The sequence below is a fragment of the Listeria welshimeri serovar 6b str. SLCC5334 genome (genome assembly GCF_000060285.1).
GTDB classification, from domain to species: Bacteria; Bacillota; Bacilli; order Lactobacillales; family Listeriaceae; genus Listeria; species Listeria welshimeri.
Map to the genome: position 1 here is coordinate 2554065 of NC_008555.1, position 21045 is coordinate 2575109.

Here is a 21045-nt window from a genome sequence, read left to right on the forward strand (position 1 = left end):
TTCCGGTCAGAAGAATAGACGCATTATATTATAGTGAAAAATAGCATGAAAAGCAACAGGTTAAAATGGAGTTAAACCGAAAATCGATAATATTATTTTAAAAACGAACGGAATAACCGTATCAAAAATTGGTTGGATGGTGAAATTTGAAATTGGTGTTAAAGCAATAATAAGAAAAATAAGCATTGCATAACGTTCTACTGGCTCAAGTTTAACTCTAGCAGACATTGGTAGAAACTCTACTAATATTTGATAACCATCTAGTGGTGGGATAGGAATTAAATTAAATACAAATAAAACTAGATTTAGTTCAACAAAAATCATTAAAAATGTTTCTGTTATGGAACCATATGTGAAAAAAGAATAATTCAGAAAAAGTGCATATAATCCAACACCAACAATGGCGAGAAGTAAATTACTGATTGGACCTGCAAGCGAAACAAGTACACTACCAAGCCGTCTTTTCTTTAATTTAAATCGATTAACAGGGGTTGGTTTAGCCCAGCCAAAGCCAGCAATCAAAATCATTAACATTCCAAATAGATCAATATGTACAAGCGGATTTAAAGATAACCGCCCTTGATTTTTAGCTGTGTCATCACCGAACGCAAGTGCTACTAAAGCGTGCGCCCATTCATGAATAGTAAAAGCAATTAAAAGCGTAACTAAAACATATGGAATCATTTCCAAAGGATAAGCGAGAAAACTAGGCATAGGAGCCTCCTTTATCTTTTAATGAGTAATTTTTATATGCTATAATGAAAAAAACATTTATCGAGGTGAGAAAATGCCATTTGTTACCATTCAATTCTTAGAAGGTCGTAGTGACGATCAAAAGAAAGCTTTAGTCAGCGAAGTAACCGACGTAGTTTCCAACAACCTAAAAGCGCCAAAAGAAAATATCCACGTAATTTTGCAAGAAATGAAAAAAACAGATTACGGGGTAGGCGGCGTAAGAAAATCTGATATTTAAGCATTACTAGAAGCAAGATTTAATTGTCTTGCTTCTTTTATTTTTCTTTTAATGAATGTGCATGTATTAAAGAAATCATTCTTTCAGCAACTACGGGTTCGACACGTCCACTCTCAATGAAATCAAGTGGATAATATAGCTTAATGTCCGTGCGACGTTCCCGCCCGATTGCTTCAACAACTGGTGATTCTGTCGATAATTCACGCAACTCGCCATTTCCCATAAGCAACTTAATTGGTTCTTTCCCACTACCAACTCCTGGAAGATAATAGTCATATGGTAAGTCACTGGAAGAATCTACAACCAAATAATATGAAGGGTCAATATCCGCCTTCTCTAATAAACCTTTTAATTCAGCATACAATTCCGCGTCTTCTTTCGGATCATAATTAAGATATCTAAGCAATCTTCTATTCAAAAAACGTCCACATAAATCACTCAAAATCGGATCCGCTTCCTCTTGCCAAATAGAGAAGTAATACATTAAAACAATATCATCAAGCACAATATAATCCTTCAAACTCACTTCATTAACAAAAAATGGCAAAACCTGACTGGGTGAAACTTGAAACTCATAACCCGCGCAATATAGTTTTTTAGCTCGTTCTAAGATTTTCCATAATAATACTTCTCCACTACGGCTCACTGGATGGAAGTATACTTGTTGATACATTTGGTAACGGCTCATAATATAATCTTCTACCGCATGCATACCTGAATATTTTACAATAACGCCATTACCGTCCGGACTTGGACGAAGCACTCGTAAAATACGCTCTAAGTCAAATTTTCCGTAGCTAACTCCAGTATAATACGCATCTCTTAGTAAATAATCCATCCGGTCGGCATCAATTTGACTGGAAATCAACTTCACTAATGTTTGATTAGGATAGTTTTTCTTAATAATGGAAGCAACTTTAAGAGGAAAATCTTCTCCAACCTTTGAAAGCACCTCACTAACTTCCGTATTTCCAATAATAATCGCTTGTGTATATTCTTCATGATCTGTTCCAAAAACTTTTTCAAACGCATGAGAAAATGGACCATGTCCTAAGTCGTGTAAAAGTGCGGCACATAAAGCAACCATCCGCTCTTCAGGCTCTAATTGCGGTTCATTTGCAAAAGTCACATCAATGATTTGCCGCACAATCTCATAAACCCCTAAAGAATGGTTGAAGCGGCTATGTTCAGCTCCATGAAACGTAAGCGAAGTAGTTCCTAATTGGTGGATTCGTCGTAATCGTTGAAATTCTTTCGTAGCAATTAAATCCCAAATCAACTTATCAGAAACATGGACATATCCATGAACTGGGTCTTTGAATACTTTCTCTTCAAGTAATTTTTCAGTTAAATAACTCATCCTACCCTCTCCTTTTATGCAGTTTTATGAAAGCACTTTATCATTTCGGGCAATTAGACGTTCATAATAAGCTGGAAATAAGTCTAGTTCATCTGATGTGAGTGTACCTGATTCCAATCTTCCAGCGTAATGACGCAAACTATTAAATAACCGCACTAAACATCCATTAACAGTAATATCTTCTTTTATTAAATCTGATAAAGTTCCCATAACTTCTGGCTTCACATCTGGAAAAGTGTATTTGGTTTGTTTATCTTTCCCGCTTATTGTATAAAAATCCCGAATTAATGTGGAACGCTCTGCTTGATTTCCTTCAATAGCTAGATAAATTTGTACCGCAACTCCTTTAGCCATTCTGCGCTGTGAAATCCCTGCAAACTTAAGGCCTTGGATACTGAGATCATAACTTCCCGGACAATAAGAATTAACGATTTCTTTCGCTTCAATTACTTCCTTACAATCTACAAACATATCTTTAATTAAAGTAAACATTGTTTCATAACCGCGTTCAATGGCAATTCCACGTTCAGCGTCCGGCAGTACCATCGATAAATTCAGCACACCTGCATCAAGTACAACAGCTAATCCACCCGAATTACGAACTACAACGCGATACCCTTGTTCTTGTAAAAATGCAATTCCTTTATCGATATCTGGCAACTTAGAATCTTGTATTCCAAGTGAAACAGTTTTATCATGAACCCAACCTCGAACAGTTGATGGCACCATTCTTGCTCCAACTGATCGACAAAGTGTATCATCTGTAGCGAATGATTGAATAGCATCAAAAGCTGGGTTAATTGTTGTATTATCAATGAAGCGCCATGCTTCTTGCTTTAATAAAGTATTTTCAATATCCATTGCATTTCCTCCGTGATTTTCTTTTTGCTATTATAGCATATCTATTTTCGTTTTAGTTATAAATGGCTTAAAATAGCCGTTTCTTCACTATTTCAGGTTTTTTAATGCTTATTTAACTTTTTTACGTTTAATGTTGAAAACTAGGGCTGTAATGATTGAGATAACAACAGATTTTGCAATTATATCTTTTTTCATTTTCATCGCCTCATTTCCTAACTCTTATTATAACAAACTTACCACACAAAAAAACCTAACTTCCGTAAAAGAAGTCAGGTTCTTTATATCTAAAAGCCTAGGGAGCTTTTTTAGCAAATGTATTACCAGTTGTAACGGTCTTCATTCTCACGACTTGAGCGTTTTGGAGAATTTCCCCACATACGATATAACAAGTACCCAATACCACCTAACACAAGGACTGGGAATAAGAAGTGTAGCGTAATTCCAACAATATCAAGTACGATATTAAGTGCAATAAATCCTAAAATAATAGTAAAAAACATTTTCCAAAAACTGTTCATGTTCATTTCCTCATTTCTAATTTTTATTTTTTATTTACTACTAGCAAGTGGAACATTATTTATTTCTTTGGATTGAACGAGTAATTCATTGTCTTGAACGACGATTTTGTATTGTTTATTCTTTTTTAATGGTGTTGTTGACATGAAGTTAACTTTGTGACTGTTTCCTTGATTATCCAAACATGATTCACGGAAAGAGTAGCCTTTGAACTTTGACTTGGTAACTTCTTTTCCATCGTTTTTGATTGTAACGTAATATGTATTTGCTGCCGATCCAACTGGTGCTGAAAATTCAATTACAACCATTGTTAATACAAATATTGCAGCCAGTAAACCGAAAAGTCCCTTTTTCATTGTTTTTACCGTCCTTTTTTGTTGATAGGTTTATTATAGAAGACATTTCAAAGAGGAACGAACGGCTGTAGGCTGAAAATTGGTACATCCTAAGTCTTATTTTCATTCAGGCTAAAAAAATGAGCCTAGTATGGTTAACTAGACTCAATGTAAATTAATTTTTTTCTATCCATTTGTAGTTTTCTGAACCAATTGGATAAGTTGTATAGTTTTTTAGATTACTTTTTTGCAAATATGCTCGTCCACCTTGATATAGTGGGATTAGTACGGCATTATCTTTTAATAAGATTTGCTCTGCTTCTAGTAATGCTTGCCATCTTTTTTCGGAATCTACTGAGAGTTTCCCTTTTGCTCCAAGGACTAGTTCATCGTATTTTGCGTTTGAGAAGCCTGTATGGTTGCCTGGGCTGTTTGTAAGGAATAGGTTCAGATATGTTAGCGGATCTTGATAATCCCCACCCCAGCCGCCAAGTAGCAGCTCAAAATCTTGTGTAACATCTGCTTGGAAACTTGCTTGATTCGTAATGTTTTTTAGTTTAATTGTTAATCCAGGCAGATTTTTTTCTAATTGATTTTGGATAAATTCTGTTTGTTTGCGTTGTAAGGACGTATCACCACTTGTTAAAGTCAATGTTAATTCAGATTTACCAACTTCTTTTAAGCCTTGTTTCCACGCATTTGTGGCTTCTTGTTGGTCATATTTGAGTAAGTCACCGTTTTGTTTGCGGAAATCTTCTTTCGTTTCTGGATCAAACATGATGTTACCAGGGACATTGCCGTTCAATGCAATAGATCCGTTAGCGAGAAGCGTATTGACCATACCTGTTTTATCAATAGCCATCGCTAAACCACGACGCAAGTTTAAGTTAGCTAAATCCGTTTTCACACCATCTTTACCTTGATTCATCTTCATATAGACAGAGCGCCCGGTCGCATCTTTGTGGAAGTTTTTATCATCTTTATATTGTTTAACAAACTCACCGTCAAGTTCCACTCGGTCTAATTTGTTTGTATTGTATAAATTTAAAGCCGCGTTTGTATCTTTTACGACCGTGACATGAATTTTTTCGGTAGTGACATTTTTTTCATCCCAATAAGTTGGGTTTTTAACGTAATCCCATGTCATATTTGTACCATTCCAATTTTCTAATTTGTATGGGCCGTTTGAAATTAATGTATCACTTTTTGTTCCGTAACGATCACCTTGCTTTTCAACAAATGCTTGATTTTGTGGAAAGAACGTTCCGGTTGTTAGGAGTTCTTTAAAAATCGGTACAGGATTTTCCAGTTCGATTTGAAGTGTTTTTTCATCTAACGCTTTAATCCCAAGTTCATCTGGGGACATTTCACCTTTTAAAATTGGGGTTGCATTTTTGACAATTTCTTCCATTTGAGGTCCATAAGCAGCTGCGGTTTTTGGATCAACTACTTTTTTCCAAGCATATTCAAAGTCTTGAGCTGTCACTGGGTCGCCATTTGACCATTTAGCATCTTCGCGAATTTTAAATATTAGTGTCTTTCCGCCATCTTTTTCTTCTGGTTCACTGGCAGCTAGCGCGAGTGCTGGTTTACCATTTTTATCTAATCGATATAATCCTTCAAAAATTTGATTGATTACTCGAAAACTCACACTATTATCCGCGAGAGTTGGACTTGCATTTGGAATTCCACTCGTTTCCATGATGTTAACAACTTTCACTTTCTTTTCTGATGTTACTTTTTCACTTTCCCCTTTTTCGCCAGACTGACATGCTGTAAGTACTAGTAAACATAACAAACTGAGTGCCACTACTATTTTTCTGGCTGTTTTGTGCAATATTTCTCCTCCTCTTTTTGTAAGCGCTTTTTGATTACGCAAAAAAATGACGGAATTCCTGCTTAATATCCGCAGAACTTCCGCCACCATTATAAACCGAAACTGTATTAATTGTAAATAAAAACTGTTATATTTTTATTTCTTATTTAGATAGACTCCTGAACCAACAACAATAATACACATCGTCATTAACATTGCTAACATCAAGTAACTTGGGTCATTTCGCATGAATAATGCAAGGATAAAACAGATTGTACCAGCTATATTAAGTGTAACAGTTGTGATTTTTCTAAGTAGGTTTCTTGACCAGGCATCAATCTTTTTAAAGCCAATCATTGTTAAAAATTTAAAGAGTTTTTTCGAGTATTGAATGTACGCCGCCACTACAAACATAAACGCCCCTGCTGTCACTAACGAAAATCTTCCTGTAGGGATATCGTAACCCAGCGCATAGATAATAATACTCATTTGAATAATTGTTAAAAGTACTAATAGCAACCTAAAACAGTATTCAAATTCCAGCAAACTCTCTTGATTCACTTTTTCTTTCCCATAATATTCTGTTCCAGCAAACATAATCATTAAAAAAGGAATCAGAATTAAGCCAAGCCATTTTTGCATAAACATATCTGGGGAGAAGTCCGTACCGAAATGCACCGCCACTTCAGAAGGTAGTAGCGGATATAACACAGCAGAAATTCCTACTGTGAAAAGAATTATCATACTAGGAAATAACCCAACTTTCCTCATTCTCCTCACCTCTTCCAATACATTACTTGCAATAGGCGACAAGTTCCTCCCTTGTTTCGATAAGTTGCACTTTCTCAGTATTTGCTAATTCCTCTTTTGTTTCATCAAAACCTTGTTCAGATAATGCACGTGTCGCTGGTAAATAGACTAATACAGAAAAGCCTGCCCTGCTGAGCTGTTTAACTGTAGTTTTCACGCAAAAATCAAATGCCAAACCTCCAACAAGAACTAAATCCACTTTTTGTTCCCGTAAATATTCTAGTACGCCTGTTGAGAGCTGTTCAACGATGTCGTGATAACATGCCCCGTATGGATGAATATCCGGCTCCATGCCTTTCCAAATAAAGTAATCATAATCCGTAACAACCGGCAAACCGTCTAATAATTCAAAACCTTTCGTTCCTGGTTCGCAGTGTCTAACCCAAGTACGGTCTGCATTTGGATATTCAAGTTCTGCTAACATATCGTCCTTTGAGTCCACTACCCATACCGCATTTTTGGGATGTGCGTCTTTACTACCAATTCGAAGGGAAGCAAGACTTGCCATGAAATTAAGTTCGGGTGCAATTTCATCCCCACCTGAAACTGGCAATTCATCCGGACAAAGTGGTGTAAAACCTTTTTGTGCATCAATATCAAAAGTAGCAATTTTCATTTACTTATCCTCCAAGTTTTTATACGTTAACTGCGCAAATTGACCAAATCTTGTCACTTCTTCTAGTTCTAATTTATGTTCTTGGTCTTCTTCAAAAAGCGGAATTCCTTTTCCTAAAATGATGGGTGCGATCGTTATTACAAAGCGATCAATTGCCTTTTCTTTTAAAAATTGTTTCACTAATTTAGCGCCACCTACAAGCCAAATTTTTTCTCCTTCGATATTATTTAGCCATGTATCGACTGTTCCGGCAACGAAATCAGCATATTCGTCTTTTGTCCCAGCTTTCGTGTTAGAAAAAACGTATACATCTTTTTTACTGTATGGAAATGTATCAGTGAGCGAGAATATTTTTTGATAAGTAGTTCGTCCCATGACAACTGTATCCACATTATCAAAGAAAGCTTCATAGCCGGCATCATTTTCGCTATCAATAGATTCTAACCACTCTACACTTCCATTTTCATCCGCAATATAGCCATCCAAGCTTACTGCGATATAAAGCGCAACTTGTTTTTCACTCATAATCAATCAAATCCTTTCACTACTAATTTTCCAATCATTTTTCCGGATGAGATAATTGTGTGCGCTTCTTCTATCGTTGCAGCATTTATAGGAGATAAAACTTTATTTAATGTAGTTGTTAGTGCACCTATATCTAACATACGCGCAGCTTCTGTCAAAATTTCATGTTGTTTTATTTTGTCTTCTGTATCATATTTCGAGCGAGTAAACATAAATTCGTAGCTAAAAGTAGCACTCTTGTCTTTTAAAAGAGACATTTCGACAGGTTCTGAAAGTTCCACTATGGAGCAAATTTCCCCTTGAGGTCGAATTGCTTTTTGCATTTCATCCCAGTGAGCATTCGTATCATGCAAACACAAAATAAAATCGACACCTTTTTCAAAACCAAGGTTTGCTAGTTGTTTTGTTATATCTTCTCGGTGATTAATGACGTAATTTGCACCATGCTTTTGAGTCCATTCTATTGTTTCTGGACGGGAGGCAGTAGATATAACTTCAAGTCCCATGTTTGCTGCTAGTTGTGTCGCAATTGATCCAACGCCACCAGCCCCATTGATAATCAAAATGGACTTCCCGTTATCGTCTTCTGTAATCCCCAAACGTTCAACAAGCGCTTCCCAAGCAGTAATCGTTGTTAACGGCATAGCGGCAGCTTCTTCCAGACTTAATTTTTTGGGCTTTAAACCAACGAGTCGCTCATCAATTAAAGTAAACTCTGCATACGATCCAGGTCTTGTAACATCTCCAGCAAAATAAACTTCTTGCCCAGTTTTGAATAGACTCACTTTTGAACCTGTGTCTACTACTTCACCAACAGCATCCCAACCTAAAATCTTTACTTCCTCTTCTTTCAATTTAGTTGCTTCGCGTTGTTTTGTGTCTACAGGATTAATAGAAATTGCTTTGATTTGCACTAATAAATCATGATTTTCTGGCACTGGTTGCGCGATTTCCAAATCCACAAAACTTGTTGATTCTTTTGTTAATCCTACCGCTTTCATTTGACAACACCTCTCGTTTCCTTTTCCCGAATTTCTTAAAATAATGCACATTTAGATAAAAAAGCCTTCTCGATTTCGCAGAGAAGGCTTTAAAACTTATTTTTCATCGAGAAATTCACTATCTTTGAATTTCATTTTCGTATGACAAGCTGGGCATTTTATTTTTAATTTGCCGCCGTGAGTATGAGTATGGTCGCTAGTTTCTTTTTTAGAAAAAAGCATTTGGCTAGCTTTTTTTAGTATTGGAATAGCGATAATAACACCGATGATTGTGAACATTGCTAAAATCCCAATAAAAACTAAGGTTAGAGCAACTATAGCGATAAAAGCTTTTTTCAAAAAATGACCTAAATCAACTTGTTCTTCCATCAAAACCAACTCCTCTAATTAATATAGTAATCATATCATGAAGTGGCATTAATTGCAGTGATGATGGTGAGCATGGTTCCCTTCAAGTTGAATTGTACTATGTTCTAATGAGAAATTTCCTTGTAAATAATGCTCAATATCTGCTAAAATTTTATCTCGGTCAGCCTCTTCACTTACGGTCAAATGAGCTGTAAGAGCGTTGAAATCAGAAGTAATTGCCCATACATGTAAATCATGTACTTCCTTAACACCCTCTTGTTGTTGGAAGAATTTTTTTATTTCTTCTGTATCTACATTAGCTGGTTTTCCTTCCATCAAAATATGGATAGCATCTTTAAGCACACGCCAGCCACTAACTAAAATGAGTGCAGCCACGATAACACTGGCAATAGGGTCCGCAATATTCCAGCCCAAGAAAATAATAAGCAGCGCGGCAATAATAGCACCTACTGAACCAAGCAAATCGCCAAGCACATGTAAGAAAGCACTACGCATATTTAAGTTTTCGCTTGTATCACCTTTCATTAAAATCCAAGCAACTAAAATATTGATAATCAGTCCGATCACAGAAATAGTCATCATTCCCGCTCCAATTACTTGCGGTGGATCAAAGAAACGACCAATTGCTTCATAGAATATAAAAACAGAAATTCCAACGAGTGTTAATCCATTTAAAAATGCAGCTAAGATTTCAAAACGTTTATAGCCATATGTTTTATCGGAACTCGCTGCTTTTTCACCAAATTTAAATGCAGCCAAACTTAAACCTAAAGCCACAGCATCACTAAGCATATGCCCAGCATCTGAAAGCAGCGCTAAACTATTGGTCATAATACCACCAATAACCTCCACTACCATAAATGTAGCAATTAGAATAAAACTAATAAATAATGATTTTTTATTGGCATTGTGTGTATGATTGTGGTTGTGCCCATGTGCATGGTCATGATTATGTGCCATATGATTACTTCCCCTCTGTATATACCAAAATTCTTTATATGCACATGTTAGCATATATACATTTTTAGTGCAAGCTATCTCATAAAAAAACTTCCACCAAATATTCAAGTGGAAGTTTTACTAATCTAATTTTATAAAATTTCTTCTTGCATAAATAAGCCTAATCCACCGATATCGTGATGTTTTGCGATTTTATCAGCTTTTTCTAAAGCTAACGGGATTCCGTTTTCCATTGCGACTCCGATTTTTGCAAGTTCTATCATCCCGACATCATTTTCATTATCACCAAAAGCAATAGTTGTATCAAGTTTAATATATCCATTATCAGCTAGATATGCGAGGCCTTTCGCTTTATCAATACCTTCATTCATAATATCAATCAAGTTGGAAGCCGATGCAAGAACAGATAGTGGCAATCCTTGTAAAGCCGCTTTAATTGCTGCTCGTTTTTCTAAGTCAGATTCAATGACTAACACTTTTAGCGGAAATTCTCCTTCGCGAAGCACACTAAATGGATCTGTTGTTAAAGTAATTGGAACCTGTTCATTTTCGGGTAAAGTTTTATTTAGTTCATTAAAAAAGGCAATCTTGCCAGTATTAGTTGGTCCAAGAATTCGCTCAGTCGTGTAAATATGGTAGTTCACATTAAGTGGAGCAAGCGTTTCTAATACCGTTTGTAGTAGATTTAGCTCAATATTACTTTTATATAAAATTTCCCCTGTAGTAAAGTCGCGTACTAAACCACCATTACAAGAAATAACAGGTGTTTTAATATTGAGTTCATGAATAAATGGCAGAATCGCTAAGTCCAATCGTCCTGTCGCAAGAAAAAGTTTCTTTTCATTTTTTTGCCAGTTCATTAAAACTTCTTTGTTAAGCGGATGGATTTGATCGCCTTTTTTTACAAGTAATGTTCCGTCCATATCTGTAACAACTGTGTCAATTGCTAGATTTGTCAATAGTTTTCGCACCCTTCTAAATTTCTGTTATTATGTACCTCGATTATAGACGAGTTTTGCATGATTGTCACGCCGATATTTGATATACTAAATGGGAATGGGAGGACGATAATTAGTGAAGAAATATTTTGTTACAATCATGATTTTACTTTTTGGTAGTTTAATTCTCACAGCATGCCAAAAAGACAGCGAAGTTACAAGTTCTTCGCCTCCAAAAGTAGATTTAAAAAAGGAAATACCCATTATTTTAATTCATGGTAGTGGCGGTGATACGCATTCATTAGATGAGATGGCTGATCACTTAATGAATGAATATAAAAGCTCCACCGAAGAAATGTCTATGTCTATTAGCGAAAAAGGAACAATCACTTATCAAGGCAAACTTACAAAAGATGCTAAACGTCCCATAATTAAATTTGGTTTTGATCAAAATCAAGCAGCACCGATGGACTGGTCCGATTTACTGAAAATAGCTATGCAAGATTTAAAAACACGTTATGGTTTTACACAAATGGACGGGGTTGGTCATTCGAACGGTGGCTTGGCGTTAACTTATTTTGCAGAAGATTATTCCAAAGATAATACCGTACCAAATCTGCGCAAATTAGTTGCAGTCGGCTCCCCTTTTAATGATTTAGATCCAGATGATAATGGAGATGATTTAACGTTTAAAAAGTTACCAAACAACACTTCCCAACTAGATTATTTTATTGAAAAAGAAACCAAGGTGAACCCTGACCTTGAAGTACTTTCCATTGCTGGGGCTCTTAGCGAAGATAATCTAACTGATGGCATTGTCCCAACCAATAGTTCGCTAGCTTCTAGACTCTTCATGCCAACTAACGCAAAAGTTTATATGGAAGATTTACAAGTCGGCGAAAGCGCAATTCATCAAACATTACACGAAACGCCCGAAAGCACCAAGAAAACTTATTGGTTTTTAGAAAAATATCAACCTACAAAAAGCGAAATTAAATTAGTTTCAAAATAGGAGGAATAATTATGTTGCATATAGAAGCAAAAGTTCAAGTAAAACCTGATTTAGTAGAAGCATTTTTAGCAGAAGTGAATCTAGTTATTCAAGGTTCTCTTTTAGAAGCAGGAAATCATGGATATGAATTGGTGCGTTCAGTAAAAAACTCAAATACTTTTTATATTTTAGAAAAATGGGCTGATGAGGAAGCTATTCAATTTCATAATGGAACAGATCACTATAAACATTTCAAGAAGAATGTGCCTGCATTTTTAGCTGCACCGATTGAAGTAGCTTTGCTCGCACCTGTAAAACGATAAGAATAAAACCATCTTACTAAAAAACCAAGCTATCTTTTCAAACAAAGATAGCTTGGTTTTTAATATTCTAATCCTTCAAAAATCCATCTTCTATTCGAATCACTCGGTCTACTAAATCTAAAACTCGTTCATCATGTGTAACCATAATGGCTGCTTTGTTTTTTCGTTTTACTTCGTCCGCAATCATTTGGACTACTTTATGACCGCGATTTGCATCTAGGCTTGCTGTTGGTTCATCTGCTAAAATAATATCTGGATTATTCATAAGCGCTCTCGCAATGGCGACGCGTTGTTTTTCTCCGCCAGATAAACTTTCTGGATAATTATTTTGACGTGCAGTTAGTCCTAATTCTTTAAGAAGTTCGTCTGCTTTATCTTTTGCGCCTTTTCCTTTTTCACCAGATAATTCTGCAATGACGAGTAGTTGATCTCGGACGTTTAAATACGGAATTAGATTTGCTCCTTGGAAAATAAAGCCCACTTTTTCTAGCCGTACTTTTGTTAGTTCTTTACTAGTAAGATTGTTTAACGTTTTTTCACCAATAGCTATTTCACCTTCCGTCGGCGATAATAAAGCGCCAGCAATAGATAGAAAGGTGCTTTTTCCAGCGCCTGAAGGTCCGACGATTGCAACGAATTCTCCTTGCGCTACTTCTAAAGATACATTCTTCAATACTTCGATGACTTGTTCGCCATCCTGATAATTTTTAGAAATATTTTTCATCATTAAAGTCATTAGTTTGCCCTCCCAATTGCTTCTAACGCATCTACTTTCGCAACACGATAGAGTGATATCATTGATCCAACGACTGCTACAACAAGGAACAACGCGGAACAGCCAATTGCGAGCACTGGGCTAAGTGTAAACGGCATACTCGCTGGTAAAATAGCAGCAAGTCCAAATGTTAAGCCATTACCAATTAATAAACTGACAATCGATAGGAAAACTACTTGAGTAACGATACTTCGCGCTAAATAAGCTGTTCTTGCACCAACTGCTTTTAGAATACCGAATTGGTTGATTTTTTGAATGGTAATAACATAAAAGAACGCAGCTAAAACAAATGCAGCGATAACAAATAAAAACGCAATCATCATCAGTAGCGAACCTTGTTCTTCTGAGTAGCCGGGAATCCCTTGAAGGACTTCTTTACTAGATGAAAGTTCCAATGAGCCTAATGACAAGTTGTTGGCGGTACTTTCTGAAACATTAAGTGCTACAGCGTTATATTCTCCTTCTGCTGCTTGATTCGTTTGGTGAATTAGTTTCCACTCATCCCAACCAACGAAAATAACTGGAGAATGACTAAATGTATTGTTTTTTGTAAAAGCGGTAATCGTTAATTCTTCACCTGTTGCGCTATCTTTAAATTTACTACCTAATTTATAACCTGATTCTTTCAAAGAAATGTCAGCTATTACTTCTTTCGCTTTTTGCGGTTCGGTTCCTTCCGAGATAGCCGGTTTCATAAAGCCGTTTTTATCTATACCAAAAAAAGTAATATCGGTTTTCTTGTCTTTATTAGGTTCTGTGATTGTTCCCATCTGTACACCTAGGTTGGTGCTTTCTGATTTTTTAAGTTGCTTTGCTACGCTTTCCGTCTCGGATGTCGTTAAATTGGACCTGGTTAAGCGATTGTCTGAGTCTTTCTGCAGTACATAATATGTCGCTTTATTTGATGAAATGGCTGCTCCATTATCATTTGCTAGTCCATTCGCAAGTCCTGTAACAAACAAAACAAGCCAAGCAATTAATACCATAATTAATCCGATGAGAATATAGCGTAATTTTGCGTGTTTTAATTCTCTTAATGCCAAAAACATTCCGTTCAACTCCTTCTAAGATCTTACACTTAGTTTATAGGAGTTTTGTAAACGGAATGTGAATCGGATTTTACAAATTTAATTTTTAGGCAGTTTAACTGTAAATGTAGTGCCTTTTTCAGGAGTGCTTTTAACGATAATTTCGCCGTGGTGCAGCGCAATGATTTTCTGACAAATGGACAATCCTAAGCCACTCGAGCCTTCTTCTCTGGTACGACTTTGATTGGATTTATAAAACCGCTCGAAAATCTTCGCCATATCAGTTTTACTTATACCAACACCATTGTCCTGAACTTCTACAAACACATTTGTCGCTTTTTCATAAAGACGAACTTGAATATTCCCATCTTGTGGTGTAAATTTAATCGCATTAGTTAATAAATTGGACCATACTTGATAAAGCAATTCGGCATCGCCAGTGTAGTTTACATCAGCTAATTCTAAATTGATTGTTAGTTCTTTCTCACGCCAACTCCATTCGGTCATTTGGATTAATTGACGCCACTGTTCTGCTAATTGAACAGGTTCTTTTTTCCGCAACTCTGATTCTTGGTCCAGTGAAGCGAGGGTAAGTAATTGTTTCGTTAAAGATGATAGACGTGCCGTTTCCTCTGATAAAACGGTTAAATATTCGGCTTGCTCTTTATCAGTTAACGTTCCTGAACTTAATAGTCGTGCGAAGCCTTGCATAGATGTGAGTGGAGATTGTAGTTCATGGGAAACATTTGCAACAAATTCTTGACGAGCAGTCTCTGATTTTTCAAGTTCACTAGCCATTTTTGCAAATGAGTCTGCCAATTGACCAATTTCATCCTTACGCCGAACTTCAAGCGCCACGTCATAATTTCCTTTACGGATTTTTTTTGTAGCATTGGTTAGCTTCACTACCGGGTTGACAATATAACGGCCACTAATTAGTACAAATAAAATACTGATAATGGATGTGAAAATAAGAATCATTGCAAAAAATATTCGAAGTTCCCCGAATTGCTGTTCCGGATCTTGCCGTATAAATAGCGCCAATTGGTCGCCTTCTACTTTTACCGGAACTCCAATTGTATTTCGCACATCATTATCAAAAAATCCTGTGATAAAAATACCCGTATCAAATTCATCAATCCCATGATATGTTTCCCCGTCTAGTACTTGTTGAATTGTTTTGTCAGGTAAATCCTTTTTCCGAAACTCACCTCCAAAGTAGGTTGATTTTTCTACTCCGTCCGTAAGATATAATTCATAACCTAGTTCTCCCACATTTTCCAAGTATTCGTTTAGGGAGACGGCTGGGTTCGATTGGTGAAATTGTTGAACTTCTTTCGCTATTTTAGCTGTTTTTTCATCATTAAAGGGTTTTAATTTTATTTGATAATAAATGTTTGCGAAGAAAAAACCGAGCAGGCTGCTAGAAACGATGACGACTAGCATTGTGGCAACTATTCGACTATACAACGATTTCATGTTGTCTCCTCCAATTTGTACCCAACACCACGCACCGTAACAATCCGAATGCCATCCTTTTCTTCATCAAAATGGTCGCGCAAACGTTTAATATGCACATCTACTGTCCGGTCACTACCATCATAATCTCGTTGCCAGATGCGCTCAATTAATTCTTCTCGCGTAAAAATCCGACCAGGGTAGCTCGCTAGTTGATATAATAACTCAAATTCTTTTACAGGAATCATTCGTTCTTGGTTGCCAATTTTTATGCCATAGCTTTTTTGATCAATGGTGATTTTTCCGATGTTAATTTTCACTTCACTTGCTTGATTGGAACGCCGTAGCAATGCGCGAATTCGGAAAACCAGCTCTTCCGGCTCAAATGGTTTTGTGACATAATCATCTGTTCCTACTTCAAAACCACGTGATTTATCTGCCAGTGCATCTTTGGCCGTCAACATAATAACAGGAATATCAGGATAACTAGCGCGCATTTTTTGGCAGAGTTCGAAACCATCCATATTCGGCATCATCACATCAATTACAGCTAAATGAATTTGCTCGTTTTCGACTATTTTTTCAGCTTCGACACCATCACTTGCTGCGAGCACATGAAAACCTTCTGCACGGAGATAGTGCCCTACGAGTTTTAAAATATGCCGATCATCATCTACAACTAAAATTCGTTTCATTTTTTCTGTTCACCTTACCGTCCTATTTTACTGAATCATATCAAACTTATGTGATTCGTTCAAATCCGGAATAAACGTTTAATCTATCCCCACGGATAAAGCCAACTGTTGTAATGTTTAGTTCTTCTGCCATATTAATCGCCAGTTCGGTTGGGGCTGAACGAGATAAAATAATTCCGCAACCTAGTTTCGCTGTTTTTACAAGGATTTCTGAAGAGATTCGCCCGCTAAAAATAATTGCCTTATCTTCTGTCGTAGTCCCATCTTGCAACGCGCGACCATATATTTTATCTAGCGCATTATGACGGCCAATATCCATCCTACTATAAATAATTTCTGCTGAACTGCATAAAGCCGCGTTATGAACACCACCTGTTTGATGAAAAGTAGCGGAATTTTGCTCGAATTTTTCCATTAAATGAAAAATTGTGTCGGTTGTCAGTTGCAGACTCCCATTTTGCTTTACGTTGACGAGTGAGGCATCTGACTGGAAATAGAAATTTTCGCGCGACTTTCCGCAACATGAGGTGATATAGCGCTTACCACGATACTTGGCATTGAATTTATTCATAAAATTAGCGCTAACCTTGGCGTGTCCAGTTGATTCGATGATGTCCACGGAATCAATATCTCCCGGTCCGCGAATGATGCCTTCTGACGTCAGAAAGCCTACTACTAAATCTTCCAGATACTCTGGCGTGCATACGATGGTCACGAGTTCTTGGTCGTTGACGTAGATAGTTAGCGGATACTCGGTCGCAACGGTTGATTCGATTTCTTGAAAAGTGCCAGCTTCAAAACGGCGGATTTTTTCATGCGACACAATATCCATCAAAATCCACTCCTCTCTAAACCGAAACAGCGACACCTCTTAGTCCCGCTGTTTCGCTTACTTATTTTAAAGTTCGTCCCATTTCTTTTAAAAAGGTCATACCATATCGGAGCGCACGGTTGACATCTGGATCCTTCAGCGTCTTCATCATCGCTAACATTCCCATGATTTCATCGTTTTTCGCGCTTTCTTCCGCTTTTTTTGCCGCATTTTTTAAATTTGCTATCATTTCCTCGGTTTGCTCTGGTTTTGTATCGGTCAATAACTTACTTGAAATCATCATGTTATTAATCGCATTCGTCATTGGTTCTTTACGCCACTCATTCAAAAACGTTTTTGTAATATCCCCCCGTGCCTTTATCGCACTATTTAAAGCCTCAAGTGAACCCGATTCTTGTAGTAATTTGACCGTTTCTAAAATTTCAATAAAACCAGAATCGAGCCCTGCAATATCCGCTTTCATTTGTTCTAAACGTTCTTTCCCCAGTTCTTCTGGGGACTTTTTTGTATCACGTATCGTTGAAATTGGTTCTGCCATCAGTGATTCCTCCCTTTACCGCCGCACTTGCAGTTGCCACCACAAGCGCAGTTCACTTTAGAAATCGGTTGATAATCTTCTCTTGACCACTTACGTTCCACTTCGACCCCGTTCTGAGGGAACCTTTTACGATTTCGTGGATTATGGTCTGGAAGTGGATTTTTCCCTGTTTTTTCAAGTACAGTTAGGTTCACCTTTGTTTGTTTATACGCTGGTGTTTTCGTTCGTACATCTCCAGCGCTTGAAGTCAACAAGTTAACCGCCGTTTCGTTACTCACAGAATGCATTGGTACATAAACTTCATTCCCTTTCATCCGATCCGTCACAACAGCACGAAGCTTAATACGTCCATACGGTGAACTTAATCGAACAAGCGAACCACTCTCCATATCACGTTCTTGCGCTAGTTCATGCGATACTTCTACAAACACTTCTGGTAATTTGTAATCCAACCCTTTTGATTTATCCGTCAAATTCCCCTCATGGAACTGTTCCAATAAACGCCCATTATTCAGCGTTAAATTATATTCTTCTGGGAAAGTAATCGGCGCAATATACGGTAATGTCGAAAATTGCGCTTTGCCATCTGGGAAATTAAATCGCTCTTCATACAGTAACGGCATATCTTTTCCATCCGCACTCACTGGCCACACAAGGCTATTAAATCCTTGCATCCGGTCATAACGAACCCCTGCAAAAAAAGGTGCCAAGCTAGCAATTTCGTCCATAATCTCACTCGGATGGTCATAATTCCAGTCCGTTCTTCCACATGCTCTTGCCACTTCTTGAATAATCCACCAGTCTGGCTTAGAATCTCCAAGCGGCTCTAACACTTCATAAAGTCGTTGCACACGGCGCTCTGTATTAGTAAACGTCCCTTCTTTTTCAAGAGAAGGTGTTGCTGGGAAAACGACATCAGCGAACTGTGCTGTTTTTGATAAGAATACATCTTGAACAACAAAGAAATCCAGACTCGCAAGAATTTCTTGGACATGATTGGAATTAGAATCTACCCAAGCCATTTCCTCCCCAATCACATACATAGAATGGAGCGTTCCCGCTTCAATAGCATCAAGCATTTCATTATTTTTTAGACCAGGTTCTGGTGAAATCGACACACCGTAAGCTTCTTCAAAACGAGCGCGAACTTCATCATTACCAAGTGGCTGAATTCCTGGTAAAACATTCGGTAATGAGCCCATATCGCAAGCACCTTGTACATTATTATGTCCTCTAAGCGGATAAGCACCCGCTCCGTGTCTTCCAAAATTCCCCGTAACAAGAAGTAAATTCGCAATAGCTGACGATGTATGCGACCCTGCAATATTTTGAGTCACACCCATTCCCCAACAAACTGCTGTCCCGTCAGCTTCATGGATCATTTCCGCCACTAATTTCAACGTCTCTACTGACAGTCCTGTTTCTTTTTCCGCATATTCTAGTGTAAAAGGTTCTAAAAATGCTAGATAATCCGCCACATTACTAATACGGTTATTCATAAAGACTTCATCATGCCAGCCTTGATCAATCATATATTTCGCAACCGCCGTCAACCAAACAAAATCGGTTCCTTGTTTTGGATGAATGAATAAATCAGAACGCTCTGCCATTTCGTGTTTTCGTAAATCAGAAACAATTAACTTTTGACCATGTGTTTTTTGTGCACGTTTGATTCTGCTAGCAAGTACTGGGTGCCCATCGGCCGGAGATGCACCAACAATAATCACTAATCCCGCTGTTTCAATATCTTCTACAGTTCCTGAATCAGCGCCAATTCCGACCGTCCGCGTTAATCCATCTGAAGCAGGCGCCTGACAATAACGTGAACAATTATCAATATTATTCGTTTCAAAAACTTGTCGTGCCAATTTTTGCATCAAATAGTTCTCTTCATTCGTTGTTTTAGAGGAACTAATAAATCCAATGGAATCATTCCCGTATTTAGCTTGGATTTCACGCAGTTTAGTTGCAACTAGGTGAATGGCATCTTCCCAACTCGCCGGTACAAATTCATTTCCCTCACGAATAAGTGGTGTTGTAATCCGTTTCTCACTATTAACAAAATCCCAACCAAATTTCCCTTTTACACATGTGGCAAATTTATTCACAGGGCCTTCCCCAGTTGGCTCAACTTTCAAAATTTTACGATCCTTCGTCCATACTTCAAACGTACAGCCAACTCCGCAAAATGTACAAACTGTTTTCGTTTTCTTCGTCCGCGTTTCGCGCATTGCCGCTTCCATTTCAGACACAGCAAAAACGGTTTGATAGTTAGGCTCGACTTTCTTCACCAGGTCAATCATTGGTTCTAGCATATCTTCATCTAACCCAGTCATAAAGCCGGCTTGACCGAGCATCGATTTTTCCATTAATGCGTTACATGGGCATACTGTCGCACAAAGTCCACACGAAACACAAGAGGATAAATTCGCCGGGCGATCATCATCCCAAATAACTCTTGGCTGACTTCTTTCCCAATCAATCGAAAGAGTTTCATTTACTTGAACTTGTTGGCACGCCTCTACACAACGCCCGCAAAGAATGCATTGATCTGGGTCATAACGGTAAAACGGATGCGAAAAATCATTCAGATAGCCTTTTTCACGGTAAGGTCGTTCTTGTTTTTCTACACCTAATAGCTCCGTCGTATTATGTACTTTGCAATTACCATTATTATTATCACAAACCGTACAGTATAATAAATGATTCTCTAAAATCCGGTCCATCGCTTCTAATTGCGCATCTTTGGCCAGTTCAGAATTTGTCTTAATTTCCATTCCATCAGCTAGATTCGTGCTACATGCCCGTACAAGTTCTCCGTCCACCTCGCACATACACGTGTCACAAGATTGAATGGGTCCGATTTGTTCACTATAACAAATGTGCGGATGCTGTATTCCCTCTGCATTTAAATAGTCCAGTATTCGCGTTCCTTCCACCACATCCCGCGTTTCGCCATTAATTTGCACCGATACTTTTGCGCTCATCACATAACCTCCTATATAGAGAAAGCGTTTACAATTTTCGCTTATATTATAACAGTTCTTACATAAAAATCACAGTAAACGTTAGTTGATAATCGTTCTCAAGCAGTGCTATCATGCGATTTCCCTCACAAGGCATACTATATTTATTGACACTTATCCAACTTTTCTGTATTCTTTATAACAAAGCTATGACGAGAAAAGTAAGACATTCATTTTTTCAAAAAGAGAGTTCCCATCTACCGCTGAAAAGGAACAAAAAAAATGTCTAAAAATGGCCTCTGAGTTTTGTCGCTGAAAATAAGTAAGCTGCAACGGGTTTAGCGTCCGTTATCAAACGC

General features: G+C 37.5%; 23 protein-coding genes and 1 other annotated feature (1 of these 24 cut by a window edge). Of the genes, 3 read left to right on the top strand and 20 right to left on the bottom strand.

Features of this window, described 5'->3' with window-relative positions; all coding sequences use genetic code 11:
• Window positions 1–60: 60 nt before the first annotated feature.
• Window positions 61–714 (bottom strand): site-2 protease family protein, encoded by a 654-nt coding sequence (locus LWE_RS12860; RefSeq protein ID WP_011703239.1) that lies wholly within the window; start codon window positions 712–714, stop codon window positions 61–63.
• A gap of 73 nt (window positions 715–787) precedes the next feature.
• Here LWE_RS12860 and LWE_RS12865 point away from each other — a divergent pair, with 73 nt between their 5' ends.
• A complete protein-coding gene (locus tag LWE_RS12865) occupies window positions 788–973 on the top strand; it encodes a 2-hydroxymuconate tautomerase (protein ID WP_011703240.1) in 186 nt (61 codons plus the stop codon).
• Window positions 974–1010: 37 nt separating this feature from the next.
• Here the strand turns inward: LWE_RS12865 and LWE_RS12870 are convergent, their stop codons facing one another.
• The 12 genes from LWE_RS12870 to LWE_RS12925 form a co-directional block, all read right to left on the bottom strand.
• Window positions 1011–2333, bottom strand: coding sequence for an HD domain-containing protein (locus LWE_RS12870; protein WP_011703241.1), 1323 nt, complete (start codon window positions 2331–2333; stop codon window positions 1011–1013).
• A 24-nt stretch (window positions 2334–2357) separates the two neighbouring features.
• Entirely contained in the window at window positions 2358–3194 is an 837-nt protein-coding gene (lipL, locus tag LWE_RS12875; protein ID WP_011703242.1) for a lipoyl-[GcvH]:protein N-lipoyltransferase, read from the bottom strand.
• A gap of 317 nt (window positions 3195–3511) precedes the next feature.
• Window positions 3512–3712, bottom strand: coding sequence for a hypothetical protein (locus tag LWE_RS12880; protein WP_011703244.1), 201 nt, complete (start codon window positions 3710–3712; stop codon window positions 3512–3514).
• Window positions 3713–3742: 30 nt separating this feature from the next.
• Window positions 3743–4066, bottom strand: coding sequence for a YxeA family protein (locus tag LWE_RS12885; RefSeq protein ID WP_011703245.1), 324 nt, complete (start codon window positions 4064–4066; stop codon window positions 3743–3745).
• A 154-nt stretch (window positions 4067–4220) separates the two neighbouring features.
• Window positions 4221–5882 (bottom strand): peptide ABC transporter substrate-binding protein, encoded by a 1662-nt coding sequence (locus LWE_RS12890; RefSeq protein ID WP_011703246.1) that lies wholly within the window; start codon window positions 5880–5882, stop codon window positions 4221–4223.
• Window positions 5883–6017: 135 nt separating this feature from the next.
• Window positions 6018–6632 carry a DUF1648 domain-containing protein gene (locus LWE_RS12895; protein WP_011703247.1) on the bottom strand — a complete coding sequence of 205 codons (615 nt, stop codon included), beginning with the start codon at window positions 6630–6632 and terminating at the stop codon, window positions 6018–6020.
• 22 nt (window positions 6633–6654) lie between these two features.
• A complete protein-coding gene (locus LWE_RS12900) occupies window positions 6655–7287 on the bottom strand; it encodes a nicotinamidase (RefSeq protein ID WP_011703248.1) in 633 nt (210 codons plus the stop codon).
• On the bottom strand, window positions 7288–7812 hold the full coding sequence (locus tag LWE_RS12905) for a dihydrofolate reductase family protein (protein WP_011703249.1): 525 nt from the start codon (window positions 7810–7812) through the stop codon (window positions 7288–7290).
• A gap of 2 nt (window positions 7813–7814) precedes the next feature.
• Window positions 7815–8813: a zinc-binding alcohol dehydrogenase family protein gene (locus LWE_RS12910; RefSeq protein WP_011703250.1), complete on the bottom strand. Its 999-nt coding sequence runs from the start codon at window positions 8811–8813 to the stop codon at window positions 7815–7817.
• A gap of 96 nt (window positions 8814–8909) precedes the next feature.
• Entirely contained in the window at window positions 8910–9182 is a 273-nt protein-coding gene (locus LWE_RS12915) for a hypothetical protein (RefSeq protein WP_011703251.1), read from the bottom strand.
• A 48-nt stretch (window positions 9183–9230) separates the two neighbouring features.
• Window positions 9231–10142: a cation diffusion facilitator family transporter gene (locus LWE_RS12920; RefSeq protein WP_011703252.1), complete on the bottom strand. Its 912-nt coding sequence runs from the start codon at window positions 10140–10142 to the stop codon at window positions 9231–9233.
• Window positions 10143–10273: 131 nt separating this feature from the next.
• Entirely contained in the window at window positions 10274–11101 is an 828-nt protein-coding gene (locus LWE_RS12925; protein WP_011703253.1) for a Cof-type HAD-IIB family hydrolase, read from the bottom strand.
• Between the two features lie 115 nt (window positions 11102–11216).
• On the opposite strand from LWE_RS12925, the gene LWE_RS12930 reads away from it, so the two are divergent.
• Both LWE_RS12930 and LWE_RS12935 read left to right on the top strand, forming a co-directional pair.
• On the top strand, window positions 11217–12092 hold the full coding sequence (locus LWE_RS12930; protein WP_011703254.1) for an alpha/beta hydrolase: 876 nt from the start codon (window positions 11217–11219) through the stop codon (window positions 12090–12092).
• 11 nt (window positions 12093–12103) lie between these two features.
• A complete protein-coding gene (locus LWE_RS12935; RefSeq protein WP_011703255.1) occupies window positions 12104–12394 on the top strand; it encodes a putative quinol monooxygenase in 291 nt (96 codons plus the stop codon).
• Window positions 12395–12461: 67 nt separating this feature from the next.
• On the opposite strand, the gene LWE_RS12940 is transcribed toward LWE_RS12935, so the two are convergent.
• The 7 genes from LWE_RS12940 to fdhF all read right to left on the bottom strand — a co-directional run bounded on the left by LWE_RS12940 (window position 12462) and on the right by fdhF (window position 20707).
• Complete coding sequence (locus LWE_RS12940) at window positions 12462–13130, bottom strand: ABC transporter ATP-binding protein (protein WP_011703256.1); 669 nt, start codon at window positions 13128–13130, stop codon at window positions 12462–12464.
• Window positions 13130–14218, bottom strand: a complete 1089-nt coding sequence (locus LWE_RS12945) for an ABC transporter permease (RefSeq protein ID WP_011703257.1) — start codon at window positions 14216–14218, stop codon at window positions 13130–13132. Before LWE_RS12945 ends, LWE_RS12940 begins: the two co-directional genes overlap by 1 nt.
• 78 nt (window positions 14219–14296) lie before the next feature.
• Entirely contained in the window at window positions 14297–15676 is a 1380-nt protein-coding gene (locus LWE_RS12950) for a sensor histidine kinase (protein WP_011703258.1), read from the bottom strand.
• Complete coding sequence (locus tag LWE_RS12955; RefSeq protein WP_011703259.1) at window positions 15673–16350, bottom strand: response regulator transcription factor; 678 nt, start codon at window positions 16348–16350, stop codon at window positions 15673–15675. The genes LWE_RS12950 and LWE_RS12955 overlap by 4 nt, the downstream gene beginning before the upstream one ends.
• A 46-nt stretch (window positions 16351–16396) precedes the next feature.
• Complete coding sequence (fdhD, locus tag LWE_RS12960; RefSeq protein ID WP_011703260.1) at window positions 16397–17182, bottom strand: formate dehydrogenase accessory sulfurtransferase FdhD; 786 nt, start codon at window positions 17180–17182, stop codon at window positions 16397–16399.
• Window positions 17183–17243: 61 nt separating this feature from the next.
• Window positions 17244–17720 (bottom strand): helical membrane plugin domain-containing protein, encoded by a 477-nt coding sequence (locus LWE_RS12965; RefSeq protein WP_011703261.1) that lies wholly within the window; start codon window positions 17718–17720, stop codon window positions 17244–17246.
• Complete coding sequence (gene fdhF / locus LWE_RS12970) at window positions 17720–20707, bottom strand: formate dehydrogenase subunit alpha (protein WP_011703262.1); 2988 nt, start codon at window positions 20705–20707, stop codon at window positions 17720–17722. Before fdhF ends, LWE_RS12965 begins: the two co-directional genes overlap by 1 nt.
• Before the next feature lie 179 nt (window positions 20708–20886).
• Window positions 20887–21045, top strand: a binding site (T-box leader); it runs 93 nt beyond the window's last position.